This window comes from Clostridium swellfunianum (assembly GCF_023656515.1).
Taxonomy (GTDB): Bacteria; Bacillota; Clostridia; order Clostridiales; family Clostridiaceae; genus Clostridium_AT; species Clostridium_AT swellfunianum.
This window is the reverse complement of the sequence record NZ_JAMOFV010000006.1, coordinates 2,057,623-2,076,069: the sequence shown is the minus strand read 5'-3', so window position 1 is coordinate 2,076,069 and position 18,447 is coordinate 2,057,623. Positions and strand designations below refer to the sequence as shown.

The window sequence follows — 18,447 nt, the reverse complement described above, 5'->3', positions numbered from 1 at the left end:
AACAGAATGGATATAATGCAATTTATTAATGAAAAGACATTGATACTAATACCTGTAATATTTATTTTAGGAACAATATTAAAGGGTAATTCTAAAGTACCAGATTGGACTATACCATGGATATTGCTTATAGCTAGTATTGGATTAAGCATAGGGGTTTTAGGAGTCACAATTCAAGCTATAATCCAAGGAATACTAGTTGTAGGAGCTGCAGTATTAGGTAATCAATTATTCAAACAAACTATGGAAGGCTTTAAAGGTAGCATACCAGAAGTTCCTAAGGAAATAAAACCAGATGGACAGATAACAGAGTTTAGAAAGTAGTATTATACCTAGAGGGAGAAATCCTTCTAGGTCTTTTTTGCATTATTTGTCGAATAGTGATGCATAAAAGTTATCCACAAATAGAAGGTTTTTTTCAAAATTTGAAGAATTACTAAATTATGCAAGCTCGGCAAGATAATTAGCATTTTTATGTGTCGGAATAGAATTATAAATGTTGTATTTTGGAAATATATAATATAAAATAATGTATGATTTAAGTGATTGATTTTTGTAAACTTATTGGTTTTTCTTAATAAACTATTTATAGGGAGAGTTCTATAATAGAATTCTATAGTGGGGTGTAAAAATGATAGATAAACAAACGAGATTCAAGATTGAGATAGGATTATCAGATAATATCCATAATTTTGATTTCGAAGATGTGGAAAATAGCCAGATACAAGAAAGGCATAAAAATAAAGAATCTGCAGTATATATTTTTAATAAAGAACGAAGTGATGATGTAACTATTGAGGGTGATGAAATTACTTTTGACTTTTCAGATATAGAATCAGGTGAAGAAAATATTAATTATATAGAAAAGGTATATAAATCCGTTATAAGCCGTAATGAAGATATAAAAATACATTACGCTGAGATTGAAAGTGTACTTTTTTATGATACAGACGATGAAGCTTTTATAGAGAATTTCTATACAGATTTTGATTCTGAAGATAGTATAGTTGATATTCAGTTAAGAGGTTATATTTTATACCTGATGATTGATGATAGACCGGCAATTATGGAAGTAAATCCGAATTTTGCAAAAAACTCTTCGTTTTCCATTAAACTAACAGTAAGATTTCAATGCAGTGAATTTAATCAATTTGTAGAGGGTTTTGAGACAGTAGTGGATACTATAAAAACTAGATTAGAGAATATAATATTAAAAATGATAAAAGAAAAAAGGGATGGTGGAAATGAATAATATTTCATGGATATCAAATGCATTCGATAAAAATTTTATCGAGGAATTCATGTGTAGTGAAAATTTACAAAATTATTCTATATTCAATCGCCATAGAGAATATAATCCTTTATTAAGGGACAGACTTTTAAATGATAAGAAAACATTTAAAAGAGGTAGTAATGAACTAATGAAAACGAATAAAATAACAAATCATTCGGTTTGGAACCAAGGTGATGATGTAACTGTTTTTATTAAGGCAAAGATGGATAGAGTTTATTCAAAGTACCCAATAGTAGGTAATTATACTTATCAAATCGATGAACGAGTTTTGAATCCAAGAATAATTGAGCTAATGAAATTATCAGAGGAAGATGAGGAATAAAGCTAATGCCAAGTATTAAGGACTTAATACGCCAGACTAAAGCAATGGATGAGCTTACAGTAAAGAGAGGTATGATTTATCGTGTAGGGTTTCCTTTCAAAGTTAAGGCTCCACTACAAATATTTAATTGCTGTGAGGAGAAGTGTGCTAGTCATTTAAATAACTGCTTAAAGTGTAAGGCTAGTACTAATGTTACTTGTGAAGAATGTACTAAACAAAAAACAATGCAACTCAATGGTTGCAAAGGATATATTGGTAGATACACAAAAGATGATTTGTTAAAAATATCATTTACTGAAAAGGTTCCTAAAGTACAAAAGAGCATTCCTCTAAATAGTGTAGTAAAAGTTAAAGTTAGGCCTTTTTTAATTTTATCCTCAAACATTAATGTACAAGCTTTTGATAAAGATTACCTTTATGGTGTTCCCATTAAGTCGTTAAAGGAACCATTGATAAGTGATAAAACATATATGGAATTACTTAAAACAAGAAATATTCCATATAAGCTTTACGTTGATAAGATAGAAAAAGGAGCTAAAAAACCATCATATATTGATTTGGCTTCTATTGTGACAATACATAAAAATCTTATAATAGATTATTTAGGATTCCTAGAGGCTGAAGAGATGATGTATGTCTCTGAACAAATATCCATATTGCTTGATTTAAATCAGTTTAATAATATAGATGACCTTCTACTGTTACAGAAACAAAAAGAGAATCTTATTAGTCAACTGAGTATGATTGAAACAAAGATAAATACTTTAAAACACGCTAGTAATACATAATGAATTAAATGAACATGATGTTAAAAACAAAGAGGTAGTTATAAAATGACTACTTCTTTTTTGCTGTCCCAAAGCCTCAGTCATCCCCCTAGTCAAATACCTATCTTGATGACTTATATTTTCTTTCCTAACCCTTTTGCCTCCCTAAACTCCAAGAGCAATAAATTGCTTTAGTATAAGCCCTATCTGTCTTTTCCACAACTAATAACCATACTGTAACACAGAAACTTTTTTCTATATGCTACTTAATTTTAGAAATTTCCAGTATATAACATATATAATGCATTTTGACGAGAATAATATTAAATTGAATATTCTGAAACTTATATAAAAGCTTATTTATTAAGTTAGAATAGTAAATGTTGTGTTAAGAAGCAAACATGTAAAAAAGGGATGGGGAAACTAGTGGAAGAAAAAATTGAGTCTACACGATCAATTTTGTGTGAATTAGTGGCAGAAGAAAATGCACAATTATGTGATGGTAAAATACTAGAAATTAGTATGGTACTTGATAATTTAATAGCATTATTTTATGAGGAAAGCTCTAATGTTTAGAGCTTTCTTATTCTTTCAAAGCCTAAGAAATAATGCCTAAAATCGTTTGTGTACTAGTAGTTTTTATCTAGTACTCATGAACGGAATAACTTTGCAGCTTTTCTCAGGATACTTTTGACTTTTTAACTTCACAATAGCATCACACGCTTTCTCGCACTCGCTTAGTGTTGTCATTCCACTAATTAGCAGCTCCAGCATTAGTCGTTCCAACTTGTCTATATTATCATCAGTTACACTTACATTAAGATTTATATAAAGCTTGTTCACATTATCACCTCAGTTAAATTGTTGACACATAAGAAAAATATATACAAATCTTAAAACTATCTTGAGGGAATAAAGAATCAAAGCTCACTTTTGTTGTAGTAAAATGAAGGAAATTTTGTATTTGTGTAGAAATATGTTATAAGCAGTTAATATAATTCACACTGGAGGGATGAAGTTGAATTTTAAAGAAATTAAATTATTTAAAAACAAGTGGACTACAATAGCTCTTTATGTAGTAGTATATAGTCTTATTATGCTTGCTTTACCTAGAGTTACAGGATATTTAACTATTATTGGTATAGTCGCATATGGATTTTACTTGTTTTTCAAAAATCAGAAGTTTAAAGAAAAAACTAAATTAAGTAAGGGATTAACTTGTTTAGGATTAATATTTGTTATTTTATGGGGATTAGCGTTAACTACACTAAGCCCTGAATCAATAAAGCAAGGTAAAGTATCTTCAGAAAAGCTACAGCTTGAAAAACAAGAAAAACTAGCGGCTGATAAAAAAGCTAAAGAAGAGGACGATAAAAAACAAACAGAAGAGAAATCCAAGCGAGAAGAATTAACTAAACAAGAAGAGGCTAAGAAAGAAGAATCAGTTAAAGAGGAGCAGAAACAAGAACCCGTAAAGGAAGAACCAAAGCAAGAAGAGCCTAAGAAAGAAGAGCCAAAACAAGAAGCTCCTGCAAAGAATGTTAGTACTACAAAGCCTACAGAAACGAGTATGCCTGAACCTACTCCGGCAAAACCAACTCCTACTCCTGATCCAAAGCCAGTAGAAGAAACCAAACCACAACCGAAGCCAGTAGAGCAGCCAAAACCGGAACCTGTTAATGCCTTTATTTACAATGAAGAATTGACTAATCAATATAATGCTACATTTACAGATAATCATAAATATAATGGAGCAGCGTACAAGCATATGATTAATGCAGCAAAAGCCTATACAGAAGGCAAAGTATCCTCTGACTATATAAGAGCGGTTACAAAAGTCGGTGATAGAGTACCATACGCTTTTACTAAAGACCCATTACAGATAGGTAGAAAATACTGGTCTGAGCCTGATTTGTATAATTTCAATACAGATTCTGAAACTATAGGTTTAACAAAAACTACTGTTACTGCAGGAACTATAAATGAAATACACGATAGAGCTAAGGCTCAAGGCTTATATAAAGAACCTTGGGGCGTAGAATATGCAAAGCTAAATTTTAAAAGAGTTGTAATATATAAAAATGAAGCAACTAATCAGATAAGAATTGGAAGAATGGTGGTAGCTTTATTTTCTGCAAGTGGTGACGGAAGAGGAACTTATGAACCTGGCTATAAATTTCCATAGAATAAAAGTTAAAGCATATACAGATGAAAGCCATTATGAAATATTTTATCACAGTAGTATCTATGAATATGATTATGGATTCAAGATTCAAATGTCTAATAAAGCCTCAAAAGGTGCGTGACCTAAGTATAATCTAGATGTACCTGACACTTCATGAACCTTTAACTCATGTAATAGAAGAAACAGATGGACAGATAAAGGAATTTAGAAAGTAATATCAGACATAGAAGAATAAAGCCCTCTATGTCTTTTTTATTTTTTTGAAGGATTTTAAACAAATATGTTGAATTATGGTTTATATAAAATTCTTTTGGAGGACATTAATGGGATTTAAAGAAATTTTCGTTTTTATAACTATAATGGCTATAATTTTGATGATTATTATATACAATGTTTTATATTTTTATAAAAAAATAATTAAATTAAGGAATAGAGCATTAGAAGTACTTGAACTTATTAAATTAAATAAACATAAGTTTCGGAATATAAAAGTTAAAAAACTGAAAAGCGTGGGATTAAAAGATTTATTTAATAAGATAAAAAGATTAATATCTGGAAATACCTATATTACTAATAACAAAAATATGCTCATTTTGTTAATAGTCGCTACAATTTTTATGATGTTTTTAGGCCCGATTAACTGGCCAAAGAACATGTTATGGTTTAATTTGATATACTCTGTATTAATTATTGTTTCTTTGTATGCATATTTAGATTTCTTTATAAACTTCATTTTCTCAGAACGGATGGGAGCTCTAAGAATTCTCATGATTGTAGTTTTTATTATGCTTCTATTAATTATGTTCATTGGTAATATCAAATCAGCTTTAGAGGGTAGTTATAATATTTTAACAATAGTAATAATGTTTGTTCTAAATTTCAGAGTTACGATTAATTTCATTACTAAGTTTATAAAAAACTCTAATAGTAAATTACTGACAACTATCATAGGTATATTTTCAATAATAGGAATGGAATGCTATTTAATATTTATGTATGGAATTTATAATGTAAGAAATATGAATAACCTAATATTAAGACAAGAGTCTGATGTTAGTGAAATTTTAAGTTATTTCTATTATGGGTGCTACTATGCTTTTAATTTGCAACAGCCTGCACAAGAAGCAGCTTTTTTTCCTCTGTTTGAATATCTTTCAATAACATTTTATAACATCTTAATAATAGGATTTTTTATGGCTTACTTTTATGATTTAGCTAAAGAAAAAAAGAAATATAAGAAGAACAAAAAATCTGAAATAAATCTAATAAAATTCGAATAGATTACCCCTAGGGAGAAATCCTTGGGGATTTCTTATTTTGTCTAAAAATTATAGCTATTATAGTCACAGTTATTTTATATCAGATTTAAGTGTCAATAATTCATTGTCAAAGCGCTAACAAAAGAAGGAAAATTAACCTGTTTGGAGAATATTTACATATAATAACAATAGATAAGTTTATGAGGTGATAACATGGGGGTTAAGAATAAATTAAAAGAAATTAGAATGAAAGAATATATGCAGGATCAGAGAGAGTTTTCAAAAATGCTAGGAGTAAAAAACAGCACCTATAATTCTATAGAGCTTAATAAAGTTCAAGGAAATGCAGAAACATTATTGACAATTGCCAAAGCACTTAATCGCAAGGTAGAAGATATTTGGTACCTAGAAGATTAGGTGCTTTTTTTTACGCTTAAATACTGATTTTAGGATTAAAAATAAATTTTAATAAAAAATACTATAATTAGGAAAAAAATTAAACTTCATGCATATAAATATATTAGAAACATGAAAATGTCCTAAATCTATTAATTTTTAAGAGGTGATATGTGTGCCTGAACTTAAGCCTATAACCATAAGCTTTAAGCAAACACCTGAGGAGATAGCACTTTATAACATTATTAACCAGTATAGCTCTAAAGGCGCGTTCATTAAAGACACTTTAATAAATGTACTAATAAGGGGCTCAGTTTTAAAGAAAAGTCTATTTGGAGCTGAGATAGATGAACTGCTTGAAGATGGGAGGGAATAAAAAAATAAGCCTACCCGAACCGGATAGACTTATCTAGGACTTAGACCAAAACAATAATAATAAACCGCCAATTAACCACCACATACGAAATACCTCAGATATTATTTGTTAATATTATACCCATACTAAAGGGTTTTATATTCATACGTAGTTTTTGGCTAGGGAGCTATAAGCAACGCTTTGCTATAGCGTATGCTGGGAGAGATTAAAAAGATACCACTTTTAAAAGGTATTCACAAATTTTTTACAGTGAGGTGTAAAATGACTAGGTTTTTACTTAAATTAGGCATTGGAGTTATAATAGGTATTCTTTTAAGCAGGAAGCAGATAGAAAAAATTATGAAAGATTGGAAAGGGGACAAATAAATGAAGATATATGGGTTTTATGTTAGAAAGGACTCAAAGAAACATAGAGTTAAGGAAATAAGTATAGATGTCAATAAAGCCTTAATGACAGCTTCGGTTACTGTGATGATGTTAAATGGCATGAGCTATACAGCTTATGCTGGGAGCATAACTAGTAGCGTTCAACCTATAATTGATGTACTAAAGGATCTTGCAGAACCTATCGCTTATGGATTCATGATTAAAGGGTTTATGAAAATTATGGCTGGAGATGAGCACGAAGGCATGAAAACCATTAAGTATTCTGTTGGCGGTTATGTTGGAATACAGTGGATACCGGCTATATTCAGACTAATAAAAGGAATCACTTTTTAACAGGAGGGAATTATGCTAGGAAAAATAGCTGATTTTATTAAGTCTTGGACAGTTGATACTGCAACAGATGGACTCGTAGCTTTTGGCAACGGCATATTAAAAGTTATAGCAGCTCTCGCTAATGCTGGAGAGGGAATGTTTATACTGGCTGCAATACTTGGTTTATTCATAGTTATGATGGGCAATAAAAAGCTTGGGACAAAGATATCAAGCATATCAATAATAACCTACTTCATAATAAGGGCGGTGACTAATGTATGAGGAACATTAAGCCAGATAATATAATCACTTCTTTGGTGCCTTATGTTGAGGAGGTAGACAACAACTCTGCCTATTTTATAGAACGAGTAGCAGAGCCAGTGACTACATTTAGGATAATCCCTGATATAAATATAAGTAACTCTCAAAATGAAGTATTAACGCATACATTTTCTCTTATGTATAGAACACCAAGGCAGCGAATAAGCATTAAAAATTTAAACTATACTCAGTCAAGGCAAGCATACTTTGATATTATGTTTGAGCCCCAAAATGTGGCTAAGTTTTATTTAACTGTACATGATGAATACAGCGAGCTGGTAGAAGGAAAACTTCATACTATTTACAATAAATCAGAGGTTAGAAAGACCAATATATTAGAGGTCAATGATTTCAATAAAAGCTATACAGAAGTATGTGAGATGGTTTTAAGAGATTATAACTTCAAGAGTTTGAGCATTAGCAAAGGGGACCTATATCCTTTAACAAATATGATGGGCGTTTTAAAGCAGTTGAAAGGTGATGAAAAGATAAGAATAAATATTGCTATTGAACCTATTAAAAGAATGAACTGGATTAATACAGCTAAGGATGAATTTGAAAGCTACAGGAGAGGTAAAATAGTTGACAATGAGATGAGCACCAAGGACAAAGCTATAAAGCTAGGGTTTCAAAGTGCAGAAGCCTTGTTAAGTCTCTATATTGAATATAAGCTTCTCATATTTGAGAGCATCTTAGGTATAGTTGTACCTGAGAAAAAGAAAGAGATACCTGAGGAGAACAAATTTCAAATCAAAATTGATAGCATGGAAGCAATTAAACAAGAGAATAGGTATAATGGGCTATCTCCAGCGACAACAGCCAAATTAACAGCAGAATCTTTCAAGGTGAGAATAACTATTATGTCTCAAAGTACTGATAGAAATAAAGCTAAGCTAAATATGCTGTTTGTAACTAATAGCTATAAAGATTTAAATGAAGACAATGAATTAGTAGCAAGATTCCTAAGCAGGAAGGAGCAGGAGTCCTTATTTGATACAGTACTTTACAGTTATGTACCAATGAGTAAACACTGCATACTAAGCGATAAAGAAGTATCTAAACTGATTCAGCTGCCACAAAGGGACCTGCAGCAAGAATATAAGATACAAAATATTGATAGCAGAGAGATTGATGTTCCTCCAGAGCTTCAGGATGGTAAGGTTAGAATAGGGATTGCAGAATTAAGAGGAAAAAGAATTAATGCTACTTGGAGCAGGGATAAGAATGTTATGGCATTGGCTAAAGTATTTGTAGGACCTCAAAACGCTGGCAAGACTACCGCCATTAAAAGAACAGTTAAAGATTGTTATATGGCCAATTATAGTAATATAGTAATAGATTTTATTGAAAGCAACGACACCGCAAAAGAGATTGCCGAGATTATACCTGAATCTGATAAGGTTATTATTAAACTTGGTGAGAGAGAGTATATACCAGCCTTAGCCTACAATGAAGTAAGCAGACTTATTACTGAAGATATGGATCCATGGAAGAGGATAAGACTTGCCAATTTAATTGCTGAACAAGTAGAATATCTTATAAATGCTGTAACTGACAGTAGTACAGGAGAACTCACAGCACCAATGTTGAGATATCTTCATGCCGCTTCAATGGTAACATTTATACGACCAGGCGCAAAGATAAATGATGTATTTACTATACTTAGGAGATGGGATAAAAGGAACGAGGCTATAAGGTATGCAAAATATTGTAAGTGTTTTGGTGAAGAGGAGGATATATTCTTTGATTTGGAAGAACTTCATAAAAGAGAAAAGGATGGCGGCAAGATTATAGGGACCAGAGAGGACCTTATAATAGGAATAATAAATAGAATAATAATACTGCAGAAAAATCCAGATATAAAAAATATGCTGTCTGCAGACATAAACATGGATGAGGACTTTACAAGATATATTGAAGAGGGAAAAAACATCTTTATAATGATACCTCAGAATAAATTTCCTAATCGTATGGTAAGGGACATACTTACAACATTTTATATAAGTAGGACTTGGCTGACTGTCCAGATGCGTGAAAACAATAAGGATGCAAGGCTCTGTAATGTAATATTTGACGAAGTTCATCAGGTGCCAACTACGGCAAGATTTCTTTCAAATCATATTACAGAGTTCAGGAGGCACAGGCTAGGGCTTATATTATCATGTCACTTTCTTAAACAACTTAGAGATTTGCTCACAGCTTTAAAGAGCAGCGGGGCAAGTTATGTATTAATAGCTGGTACTGAAAAGGAAAACCTAGAGGCATTGAAAGAGGAATTGCTACCATTTACAATTGAAGATGGACTTAAACTTAAGTCTCATACAAGCCTTAATATTATTAATTATGGTAATCAATATGCGAAGTTTATAACCTCACTGCCAGAGAAATAGGAGGTAGCTTTATGAGTATCAATGTAGAATGTATAAATGAAATTAGAGATAAGATATTTGAATATGAAAGGCTGTTTGAAATAGGCATTGAACTTTATAACGACAGAAAAGATGAAGAGAAGATTAAGACAAGATTTTGGAGTTATATATGAGGAGGCTAAATGATGGAAGATATAAGTAATCTCTTCTGCATTATAGAACAATTGGAACAACAGGCGAAAAGCTATATAAGAGACTTAAGAATAGCAGATATAATTAATAGGATAGAAACGCTACTAAATGTATAAATGTATAACTTTTAGTTGATAATTAAATACAAAAGATAACAAGGAAGTGCACTGATGAAAATTAAGTTTAGAAACATACTTATTCTTACATTAATATTTGCACTATTTGCGGCATTGCTCACAAATCCTAAAAAAGATAACTACGTAAGTTGGATGAAAGAAAAAGCCTCAGCTGAAAGTTCAAACTCGATAGAGAAAGGTTTAGTAGCTTTGCTGGGTGGACCATTAATTAAGGAATCCACTCAAAGTAAGAATTATGTTTTATTTTCAGTATATGAAACATCATTTGGTGAAGAAAAAATAAAAATATTAGGTATCTATAATAATTTTATACCTATAGGCAAAAGTACAAAACTTGATATTACTGAGAAGAAACAAGGAGCATAAGCTCCTTTTTGTTTTAGTAAAATGCAGGAAATTATGTATTTGTGTAGAAATATATTGTAGGCAGTTAGTATAATTCATATGGGAGGGATGAAATTGAATCTAAAAAACAATAAACTTTTACAAAAGAAATGGTTTCAGGTAGTAGCTGTTTTATTTATTTTAGGAGCAGTCACAAATATTTCTCAAATAGCAGCTGGAATATTAATAATATTAGCAACATTACTAGGATCTTATTATTTATTTTTTAAAAGTGAAAAATTTAAAACAAAAAAGGTAATTTCTAAGATAGGAATAGGATTCCTATTATTTTGTACTTTACTAGGAGGGTTTGGATTTGCTAATCCACCCACACCAGAAGAACAGGCTAAATATGAACAGCAGAGGTTGGAAAGATTAGCAGCTAAGAATGCTGAAAAACAGGCAAAATTAGATGAAAAGAAAGCTGAGGAAGCTAAAAAGGAAGCCGAAGAAAAAGACAAAAAAGAAGAACTAGCGAAGCAAGAAGAAGCTAAGAAAGCCGAAGAAGCTAAGAAAAAGGAGGAAACTAATACTACAGTGTCTGCAGTAGCTGACCCAGCTCTAGATACAAACAAAGCAGTTAGTGGTCAGTTAAAAGTACATTTTATCAATGTAGGTCAAGCAGATTCAATATTAATACAGCAAGGAAACTCAAGTATGCTCATTGATGCTGGCAATAATGATGATGCTCAAACAATTAAGAACTATTTAGATACTCAAGGAATAAAATCACTTGATTTTGTAGTTGGAACACATGCCCATGAAGACCATATAGGAAGTATGGACTATATCATAAATTCATTTAAAGTTGGCAAGGTTTATTTTCCAAAACAAACTTCAACTACTAAAACCTTTCAAGACTTTGTAAGTGCAGTAAAAGGTAAAGGGCTTCAATTGACAGTTCCAACTGTAGGGGATAGCTTTAAGATAGGTGATGCTACAGCAACAATTTTAGCACCAAATGGTTCAGGATACGAAGATGCTAATGATTATTCTATAACTATAAAGCTCACTTATGGAAGCACTTCGTTCTTGCTAACTGGTGACGCTGAATCAGTTTCGGAAAGCCAAATGGTTTCAAAAGGATTAGATTTATCTGCGACAGTACTAAAGATTGGCCATCATGGAAGTAAATCTTCTACTAATCAAAGCTTCTTGAACAAAGTAAACCCTAATTATGGAGTGATTTCAGTTGGCAAAGGTAACAGCTACGGACATCCGACACAAGAAGTTATGGATAGATTGAAATCTAAAGGAGTACAGGTATACAGAACTGATGAAAATGGAACTGTCGTAGCTACAAGTGATGGCACAAATATAAGTTTTAATACTAGTCCTGGAAGCTATAATGGAATTGTTTCAAATTCATCAAGTAACGATACTAATCAATCTAATCCAAAGCCAGCTCCAACACCGAAGCCTACTCCTACTCCAACTCCATCACCTACACCAAGTACAGATAGTAAGGTATATTGGCTCACTACAGGAACAAGCAAATCCTATCATAAGGATTTGAATTGTCAGTACATTAGAAATAAAACCACTAAAAGTGGAACGATTCAGCAAGCAGCTGCAGATGTGCACGACGATCCATGTGATAGATGTGCTAAGTAAGGAGTGAGAATTTATGAAGGTTATCATAGATAGATTTGAAGGCGAGTATGCTGTTTGTGAAAAAGAAGATAGGACCATGATAGATATATTAAAAAGCAAACTTCCAGCTAATGCAAAAGAGGGAGACGTACTTAGTATTGATGATCAGTCTATAACTATTAACGTTGAGGAAACTCAGAAAAGGAAAAAATTAATTGAAGATCTTACAAAAGATTTGTGGGCGTAATTTTAGGAGCTAAGGCTCCTTTTTTCTTTACATAAATATTAATAGTAATGTATAAACTACTATTGACAACCAAACGTATGTTCTTTTATAATTACAGTAGCAATTGGTTAGGGGATGCAATATATGAAAAATAATGATAATAGGGTTATATTTCACATTGATGTTAATTCAGCCTATTTATCTTGGACAGCTGTTCACATGCTTCAGCAGGGCTCAACATTAGATATCCGAGAAATCCCCTCTATTGTTGGAGGAGACCCCGTTACAAGGCATGGAATAGTTTTAGCTAAGTCTATACCTGCTAAAAAGTTCAAAATACAGACTGGTGAGACAGTATATAGAGCTTTAGAAAAATGTCCTGAATTATATATAGTTCCACCTAAATATGATTTATATATGAAGTGCAGCAATGCTATGGTTGAAATTTTTAAAGAGTATACACCTACGATTCAGCGTTTTTCGGTTGATGAGTGTTTTCTAGACTTTACTAATATGGAACACTTATACCCTGATTACATAGAGCTTGCCAATACAATAAAAAATAGAATAAGGGATGAATTAGGATTTACTGTTTCTATTGGAATATCCAATAATAAGCTCTTGGCAAAGGTAGCATCTGATATAAAAAAGCCGGATGCGGTTATCACTCTGTTCCCTATAGAGATTAAGGACAAAATGTGGCCTCTTCCAGTAGAGGATTTATTCATGGTTGGAAGAGCTACACTTCCAAAGCTGCATAACTTAAACATATTTACTATAGGAGATTTAGCCAACTGCGATTTAAAGCTTTTAAAGGAAAAGTTAAAGAGCCATGGACAGATGATTTGGAATTATGCTAATGGAATAGAGTTTTCAGATGTTAGAAAGTCAAATCATATAGATATGAAAGGTATTGGAAACAGTACAACTATCCCTTTTGATGTAACACGCAGAGATGAAGCACATAAGGTTATATTATCATTATGTGAGACAGTTGGAATGAGACTTAGAGACTCAGGAAACTGTTGCAGCCTGGTATCAGTACATATAAGGACTAATGAATTTTTTAATCAAGGCAGACAACGCAAAGTATATTTCTATACAGACAGTACAAAGAAAATAGCTCAGCTTGCATGCGAATTATTTGATGAGATTTGGAAGGGGGAACCATTGAGGCATATTGGAGTAAGAGTTTCAGAATTATGCACAAATGAATTTTGCCAATTGACACTGTTTGAAGAAAAAGATAATGCCAAAAACAGTGCTCTCGATAAAGCGGTAGATTCTATACGTTTGAGATTTGGATCTAAATCAGTTATAAGGTGTACTTTTCTAAACTCCGGAATAAGGCCTTTAACCGGAGGAGTTCAGGAAGATGATTATCAACTTATGAGCAGTATCTTATAGGCCCAACAAGAATTTCTAAATAACATTGAAAGATACTATACCGAGAACAATACAGATACTAAGATGAAATTCATAATATATAAGACATGTAATACTCTAAGAAGTAATACATGTCTTTTTATTTTACATGAATAAATTTATAATTTGTGTCTAAAATTAAATCATATAAAAAGACAAACTGTAACTTATATATATGTAGAAACTTTTTTTTCATGGGATAATATACAAATATACTCTTGGATTTTGTCCATTAAGCTAATGTTAGGTTTATATTTATCACATTCCCACTGACGTACGGTAGACCTATGACTTCCTAGAACTGTAGCAAGTTGGTCAATAGTATGTCCATGATATAGCCTAGCTTTATGAAGTTTTTCACCGAAAGTATGCTCTGGAAGGGTATCATAACATCCTATATACCATATTGGAACGTTTAGTATATCAGATAATTTTCTAATCAAGTATTTAGACAATTTTGAGCGGTCAAGTTCGTTATTGGTAATAGTTAAGGGGAATACTCCAGCAACTGAAGCAAGTTCTTTAATTGTAAACCCAGCAGCAGCACGAGCTTTATATAACCTTGATCCCTGCGTTTCATTCTCAGCATCGTATATATTAGTAGAAACTCCTTTTTCAATTTGAATGTCTAAGTTATTATACGCATGCTTGTCAATGTGGCTATTATTTAAGTAATGTTAAAAATTGCAGTTGTTCGGATCATGAAAGAAGGAAGTATGTAAGCAAGCTAAGTGGACCATTGCTTGACAGAATTGATATGTTCTGCTATGTTACTTCCTTAAATTATTCAGAGATAAATGGAGAGAGTAAGGGGGAGCCTTCAAAAAAAATAAGAGACAGAATAAAAACTGCTAGAGAGATACAAGCTCAAAGGTATAAAGAAGAGCGGATTTATTGCAATTCACAAATGGATCATAAAACTATAAAAAAGTACTGCAAGCTTGATGGAAATAGCAATAATCTACTGAATAAAATCTATGATAAATATGGGCTAAGCAATAGAGCCTACAGCAGAATACTAAAACTTTCCCGTACAATAGCAGATTTGAATGATAGAGATGAGATACAAAGTAGTGATGTGGCAGAAGCTATTCAATATAGAAAATTTTTAGATGATAAAGTTATTTGATTTCATAGCGTTAGGAGAATTATAAAATGATAGAGTATGAAATATGGTTTAGCATGTTAAAGCTATCTAACAGAATAAAATTAGAACTTATAAAAAAATACGGCACACCAGAAAACATACGTATCCAGTACTTAAATGGAAGTATTAGTGATGAAGCTTTAAAGAAGCTGTTTCAAGATAGTTGGAATGAGAAAGAAATAAGTATAATGCTTGAACGAATACTTTCAAATAATATAGGAGTGGTTTGTTTTAATAGTACACTATATCCTAAAAAGCTGCAATTTTATGATGACGCTCCAAGCATTTTGTTTTATAAAGGAGATATTAGCAAGTTAAATACTACTGTTGGAATTTCTATAGTAGGTTCAAGAAGATGTACTTCTTATGGAATTAACGCTACTAAAATAATTTCAGAAGAACTTTCCAAAAATAAAATAAGTATTATAAGCGGCATGGCTAAAGGGATAGACACTTGTGCGCATATAACCTGCTTGAATAACGGAGGATATACTTGCGCTGTGCTAGGAAGCGGATTAGATGTAATTTATCCGAAGGAAAATAAATCTCTATACGATAAAATAGTTGATGCTGGATGCGTTGTATCAGAATACTTGCCGGGAACACAGCCTGCTGCATATAATTTTCCTGTTAGAAATAGAATAATAAGTGAATTAAGCAGTCTTGTAATAGTTGTTGAAGCAGGTATAAAAAGCGGATCTTTAATAACAGCTTCCTTTGCGGCAGAGCAGGGCATAGATGTAATGGCTTTGCCAGGTTCAATATTTTCAGAGCAAAGTAAAGGCTGCAATAAATTAATTAAAGATGGAGCATATCCATTAACCTCTATAGAAGATATTTTCAATCTGCTGGATATGTCTCATGACAATTTTATGGATAAAGAAAGTGTTAATTTTAATGGTTATGAACATAAAGTATACGGCACTTTAAGTGATAGTCCTATTCATATTGACGATATTATTAAGCTAACTAATATTGACATTAATTATTTATATGAGGTATTATTTGAGTTGCAGCTAAAAGATGAAATAATGTGCTTAGCTGGAAACTATTATGTAAAGAATATCAAAAAAATTTAATCATGTGTAATGAATTGATATTTAACTGTATATTAAATGCAAAATCACAAATAATTAATACAGTAGATTTTTTAGAGGGGGTGAAATCTATAATTCTTAATTTTAGAATTATAGTAGTTATATGGGTCAAAGACTAGTCATTGTCGAGTCTCCTGCGAAAGCTAAAACTATTGGTAAATACTTGGGTAAAAATTATATAGTGGAAGCTTCAATGGGACATGTTAGAGATTTACCTAAAAGTCAGCTAGGAGTGGATGTAGAAAATAATTATTCACCTAAGTACATAACTATAAGAGGTAAAGGCGACCTTTTAGATAAGCTTAGAAAAGCGGCCAAAAAAAGCGAGAAGATTTATTTAGCAACGGACCCCGATAGAGAAGGAGAGGCTATCTCCTGGCATTTAGCTAGAGTACTAAATATAAATGAAGCTGAAAAATGCAGAATTGAGTTTAATGAAATAACAAAAAATGCTGTTAAAAATGCAATTAAGACTCCAAGAGCTATAAATTTAAATTTAGTTGATGCACAGCAAGCAAGAAGAGTTCTTGACAGACTTGTTGGGTATGAGATTAGCCCCATACTATGGAAAAAAATTAAATGGGGACTTAGTGCAGGTAGGGTTCAATCTGTTACACTTAAAATGATTTGTGATAGAGAAAATGAAATAACATCTTTCATACCAAAGGAATATTGGACTATAGAATGTGACTTGCAAAAAAATGATGTTAAGAAGACTTTCATTGTAAAACTTGTTTCTAAAAATAATAAAAAGATAGAAATAGATAATGAGCAGGAAAGTAATTTAATAATTCAAGAAATCGAAAAAGGAAAATTTGTTGTTAATAAAATAAAGAAAGCTGAAAAACACAAAAATCCACTGCCGCCATTTACAACTAGTACACTGCAGCAGGATGCATATAAAAGATTGAATTTTGCCACAAAACGTACTATGTCTATAGCCCAGCAGCTTTATGAAGGAATTGATATTAAAGGGCATGGAACACTCGGATTGATAACCTATATGAGAACAGATTCCGTTAGAATTTCAGAGGATGCTCAAAAAGCTGCATCAGAATTTATACAAGGTACCTATGGAAATGCGTATATTCCTCCTGCTCCGAGAAACTTTAAGGGGAAAAAGAATATTCAGGATGCACACGAGGCTATAAGACCAACATATGTTGAGTTGACGCCGGCTATTGTAAGGGATAGCTTAAAAGATGAACAGTATAAACTGTATAATTTAATATGGAATAGGTTTATGGCTAGTCAAATGGCAACTTGTGTACTTAACACAATATCCGTAGAGGTAGTCAATGGGGATTACAAATTTAGGGCCAGCGGATCTAGCGTAAAGTTTGACGGCTTTATGAAACTTTATGAATACAGTACAGAGGAAGAAGAAGAAGCGACACATATTCCTGAGCTTTTAGAAGGTGAGAACCTTCTAAAGAGAACAGTTTTACCAAAGCAACATTTTACACAGCCGCCTCCAAGATTTTCAGAAGCATCTTTAGTCAAAACTTTGGAGGAATATGGAATAGGAAGACCTAGTACATATGCGCCTATAATATCTACTCTTCTTGAAAGAAAATATATAAACAGAGATAAAAAGACTTTAGTTCCTACTGAATTAGGAGTAATAGTAAATACAATAATCAGCGAATACTTTAAAGAAATAGTTGATGTTGAATTTACTGCTGGAATGGAAGATAAGCTTGATAATATTGAAGAAGGTAAGGAAAATTGGAACAGTGTAGTAGATGATTTTTTTAAGCCTATTAAAAAGTCAATCGAGATAGCTGAAAAGGAAATTTCCAAAATTGAAATTGAAGATGAGATAAGTGAAGAAAAATGCGATAAATGCGGAAGAAATATGGTTATAAAGCATGGCAGATTTGGTGACTTTTTAGCTTGCCCAGGTTACCCGGATTGTAAAAATACAAAGCCAATAGTTGAACAGCTTGATGTACCATGTCCCAAATGTGGTGGAAAGATTCTAGCCAAAAGAAGTAAGAAGGGAAAGAAATTTTTTGGATGTGGAAATTATCCAAACTGTGATTTTGTAAGTTGGTTTGAACCAAGTACAAAAGCTTGCCCTGCGTGTGGAGGAATTACTGTTAAAAAATACTCAAAATCCAAGGGCACGGTACATGAATGTATGAATGAAACTTGTAAAACTAAGACTTATGAAAACGACAACCAATAAGATTTTGTAAAAAACATGTCGAAATAAATATAAAAGTTGTTGAAATATAATAATTATTATGATATTA

23 protein-coding genes and 1 pseudogene are annotated in these 18,447 nt (G+C 31.9%); 22 read left to right on the top strand and 2 right to left on the bottom strand.

What is annotated here, in order from left to right; translation table 11 throughout:
- Positions 1 to 6 precede the first annotated feature (6 nt).
- The 5 genes from NBE98_RS09545 to NBE98_RS09525 all read left to right on the top strand — a co-directional run bounded on the left by NBE98_RS09545 (position 7) and on the right by NBE98_RS09525 (position 2,959).
- The gene (locus NBE98_RS09545; protein ID WP_250814715.1) at positions 7 to 324 is read left to right on the top strand and encodes a phage holin family protein; all 318 of its coding nucleotides are present in this window, start codon (positions 7 to 9) and stop codon (positions 322 to 324) included.
- A 307-nt stretch (positions 325 to 631) separates the two neighbouring features.
- Positions 632 to 1,252, top strand: a complete 621-nt coding sequence (locus NBE98_RS09540; protein WP_250814714.1) for a hypothetical protein — start codon at positions 632 to 634, stop codon at positions 1,250 to 1,252.
- Between the two features lie 169 nt (positions 1,253 to 1,421).
- Complete coding sequence (locus NBE98_RS09535) at positions 1,422 to 1,616, top strand: hypothetical protein (protein ID WP_250814713.1); 195 nt, start codon at positions 1,422 to 1,424, stop codon at positions 1,614 to 1,616.
- Positions 1,617 to 1,621: 5 nt separating this feature from the next.
- Complete coding sequence (locus NBE98_RS09530) at positions 1,622 to 2,404, top strand: type II toxin-antitoxin system PemK/MazF family toxin (RefSeq protein ID WP_250814712.1); 783 nt, start codon at positions 1,622 to 1,624, stop codon at positions 2,402 to 2,404.
- Positions 2,405 to 2,809: 405 nt separating this feature from the next.
- Complete coding sequence (locus NBE98_RS09525; protein ID WP_250814711.1) at positions 2,810 to 2,959, top strand: Spo0E family sporulation regulatory protein-aspartic acid phosphatase; 150 nt, start codon at positions 2,810 to 2,812, stop codon at positions 2,957 to 2,959.
- A gap of 63 nt (positions 2,960 to 3,022) precedes the next feature.
- On the opposite strand, the gene NBE98_RS09520 is transcribed toward NBE98_RS09525, so the two are convergent.
- Entirely contained in the window at positions 3,023 to 3,226 is a 204-nt protein-coding gene (locus tag NBE98_RS09520; protein WP_250814710.1) for a hypothetical protein, read from the bottom strand.
- Positions 3,227 to 3,401: 175 nt separating this feature from the next.
- On the opposite strand from NBE98_RS09520, the gene NBE98_RS09515 reads away from it, so the two are divergent.
- The 13 genes from NBE98_RS09515 to NBE98_RS09460 all read left to right on the top strand — a co-directional run bounded on the left by NBE98_RS09515 (position 3,402) and on the right by NBE98_RS09460 (position 13,927).
- Entirely contained in the window at positions 3,402 to 4,568 is a 1,167-nt protein-coding gene (locus NBE98_RS09515; protein ID WP_250814709.1) for an O-antigen ligase family protein, read from the top strand.
- Positions 4,569 to 4,891: 323 nt separating this feature from the next.
- A complete protein-coding gene (locus NBE98_RS09510) occupies positions 4,892 to 5,848 on the top strand; it encodes a hypothetical protein (RefSeq protein ID WP_250814708.1) in 957 nt (318 codons plus the stop codon).
- 192 nt (positions 5,849 to 6,040) lie between these two features.
- Positions 6,041 to 6,244, top strand: coding sequence for a helix-turn-helix transcriptional regulator (locus tag NBE98_RS09505; RefSeq protein WP_250814707.1), 204 nt, complete (start codon positions 6,041 to 6,043; stop codon positions 6,242 to 6,244).
- Positions 6,245 to 6,398: 154 nt separating this feature from the next.
- The gene (locus tag NBE98_RS09500) at positions 6,399 to 6,599 is read left to right on the top strand and encodes a hypothetical protein (protein ID WP_250814706.1); all 201 of its coding nucleotides are present in this window, start codon (positions 6,399 to 6,401) and stop codon (positions 6,597 to 6,599) included.
- Positions 6,600 to 6,965: 366 nt separating this feature from the next.
- A complete protein-coding gene (locus tag NBE98_RS09495; RefSeq protein ID WP_250814705.1) occupies positions 6,966 to 7,319 on the top strand; it encodes a hypothetical protein in 354 nt (117 codons plus the stop codon).
- Positions 7,320 to 7,331: 12 nt separating this feature from the next.
- Complete coding sequence (locus NBE98_RS09490) at positions 7,332 to 7,580, top strand: hypothetical protein (protein ID WP_250814704.1); 249 nt, start codon at positions 7,332 to 7,334, stop codon at positions 7,578 to 7,580.
- The gene (locus NBE98_RS09485; protein ID WP_250814703.1) at positions 7,577 to 10,009 is read left to right on the top strand and encodes a hypothetical protein; all 2,433 of its coding nucleotides are present in this window, start codon (positions 7,577 to 7,579) and stop codon (positions 10,007 to 10,009) included. The genes NBE98_RS09490 and NBE98_RS09485 overlap by 4 nt, the downstream gene beginning before the upstream one ends.
- Before the next feature lie 11 nt (positions 10,010 to 10,020).
- A complete protein-coding gene (locus NBE98_RS09480; protein WP_250814702.1) occupies positions 10,021 to 10,161 on the top strand; it encodes a hypothetical protein in 141 nt (46 codons plus the stop codon).
- Positions 10,162 to 10,170: 9 nt separating this feature from the next.
- Entirely contained in the window at positions 10,171 to 10,296 is a 126-nt protein-coding gene (locus NBE98_RS22430) for a hypothetical protein (protein WP_284703619.1), read from the top strand.
- 54 nt (positions 10,297 to 10,350) lie between these two features.
- A complete protein-coding gene (locus NBE98_RS09475) occupies positions 10,351 to 10,683 on the top strand; it encodes a DUF4359 domain-containing protein (RefSeq protein WP_250814701.1) in 333 nt (110 codons plus the stop codon).
- 93 nt (positions 10,684 to 10,776) lie between these two features.
- Entirely contained in the window at positions 10,777 to 12,315 is a 1,539-nt protein-coding gene (locus NBE98_RS09470) for a ComEC/Rec2 family competence protein (protein ID WP_250814700.1), read from the top strand.
- Positions 12,316 to 12,328: 13 nt separating this feature from the next.
- On the top strand, positions 12,329 to 12,541 hold the full coding sequence (locus NBE98_RS09465; RefSeq protein ID WP_250814699.1) for a DUF3006 domain-containing protein: 213 nt from the start codon (positions 12,329 to 12,331) through the stop codon (positions 12,539 to 12,541).
- A 123-nt stretch (positions 12,542 to 12,664) separates the two neighbouring features.
- A complete protein-coding gene (locus NBE98_RS09460; RefSeq protein WP_250814698.1) occupies positions 12,665 to 13,927 on the top strand; it encodes a DNA polymerase Y family protein in 1,263 nt (420 codons plus the stop codon).
- A gap of 185 nt (positions 13,928 to 14,112) precedes the next feature.
- Here the strand turns inward: NBE98_RS09460 and NBE98_RS22590 are convergent, their stop codons facing one another.
- Complete coding sequence (locus tag NBE98_RS22590; RefSeq protein ID WP_432432663.1) at positions 14,113 to 14,388, bottom strand: helix-turn-helix domain-containing protein; 276 nt, start codon at positions 14,386 to 14,388, stop codon at positions 14,113 to 14,115.
- 212 nt (positions 14,389 to 14,600) lie between these two features.
- Between NBE98_RS22590 and NBE98_RS22425 the strand changes: the two are divergent.
- The 4 genes and pseudogenes from NBE98_RS22425 to topA form a co-directional block, all read left to right on the top strand.
- Positions 14,601 to 14,726: pseudogene (locus NBE98_RS22425) on the top strand (ATP-binding protein); the annotation flags it as partial.
- On the top strand, positions 14,703 to 15,074 hold the full coding sequence (locus NBE98_RS09455) for a magnesium chelatase subunit ChlI family protein (protein WP_284703720.1): 372 nt from the start codon (positions 14,703 to 14,705) through the stop codon (positions 15,072 to 15,074). The pseudogene NBE98_RS22425 and the gene NBE98_RS09455, both read left to right, overlap by 24 nt.
- Before the next feature lie 26 nt (positions 15,075 to 15,100).
- Complete coding sequence (gene dprA / locus NBE98_RS09450) at positions 15,101 to 16,171, top strand: DNA-processing protein DprA (protein WP_250814696.1); 1,071 nt, start codon at positions 15,101 to 15,103, stop codon at positions 16,169 to 16,171.
- Positions 16,172 to 16,292: 121 nt separating this feature from the next.
- Positions 16,293 to 18,380 (top strand): type I DNA topoisomerase, encoded by a 2,088-nt coding sequence (gene topA / locus NBE98_RS09445; RefSeq protein WP_250814695.1) that lies wholly within the window; start codon positions 16,293 to 16,295, stop codon positions 18,378 to 18,380.
- The last annotated feature ends 67 nt before the right edge of the window (positions 18,381 to 18,447 follow it).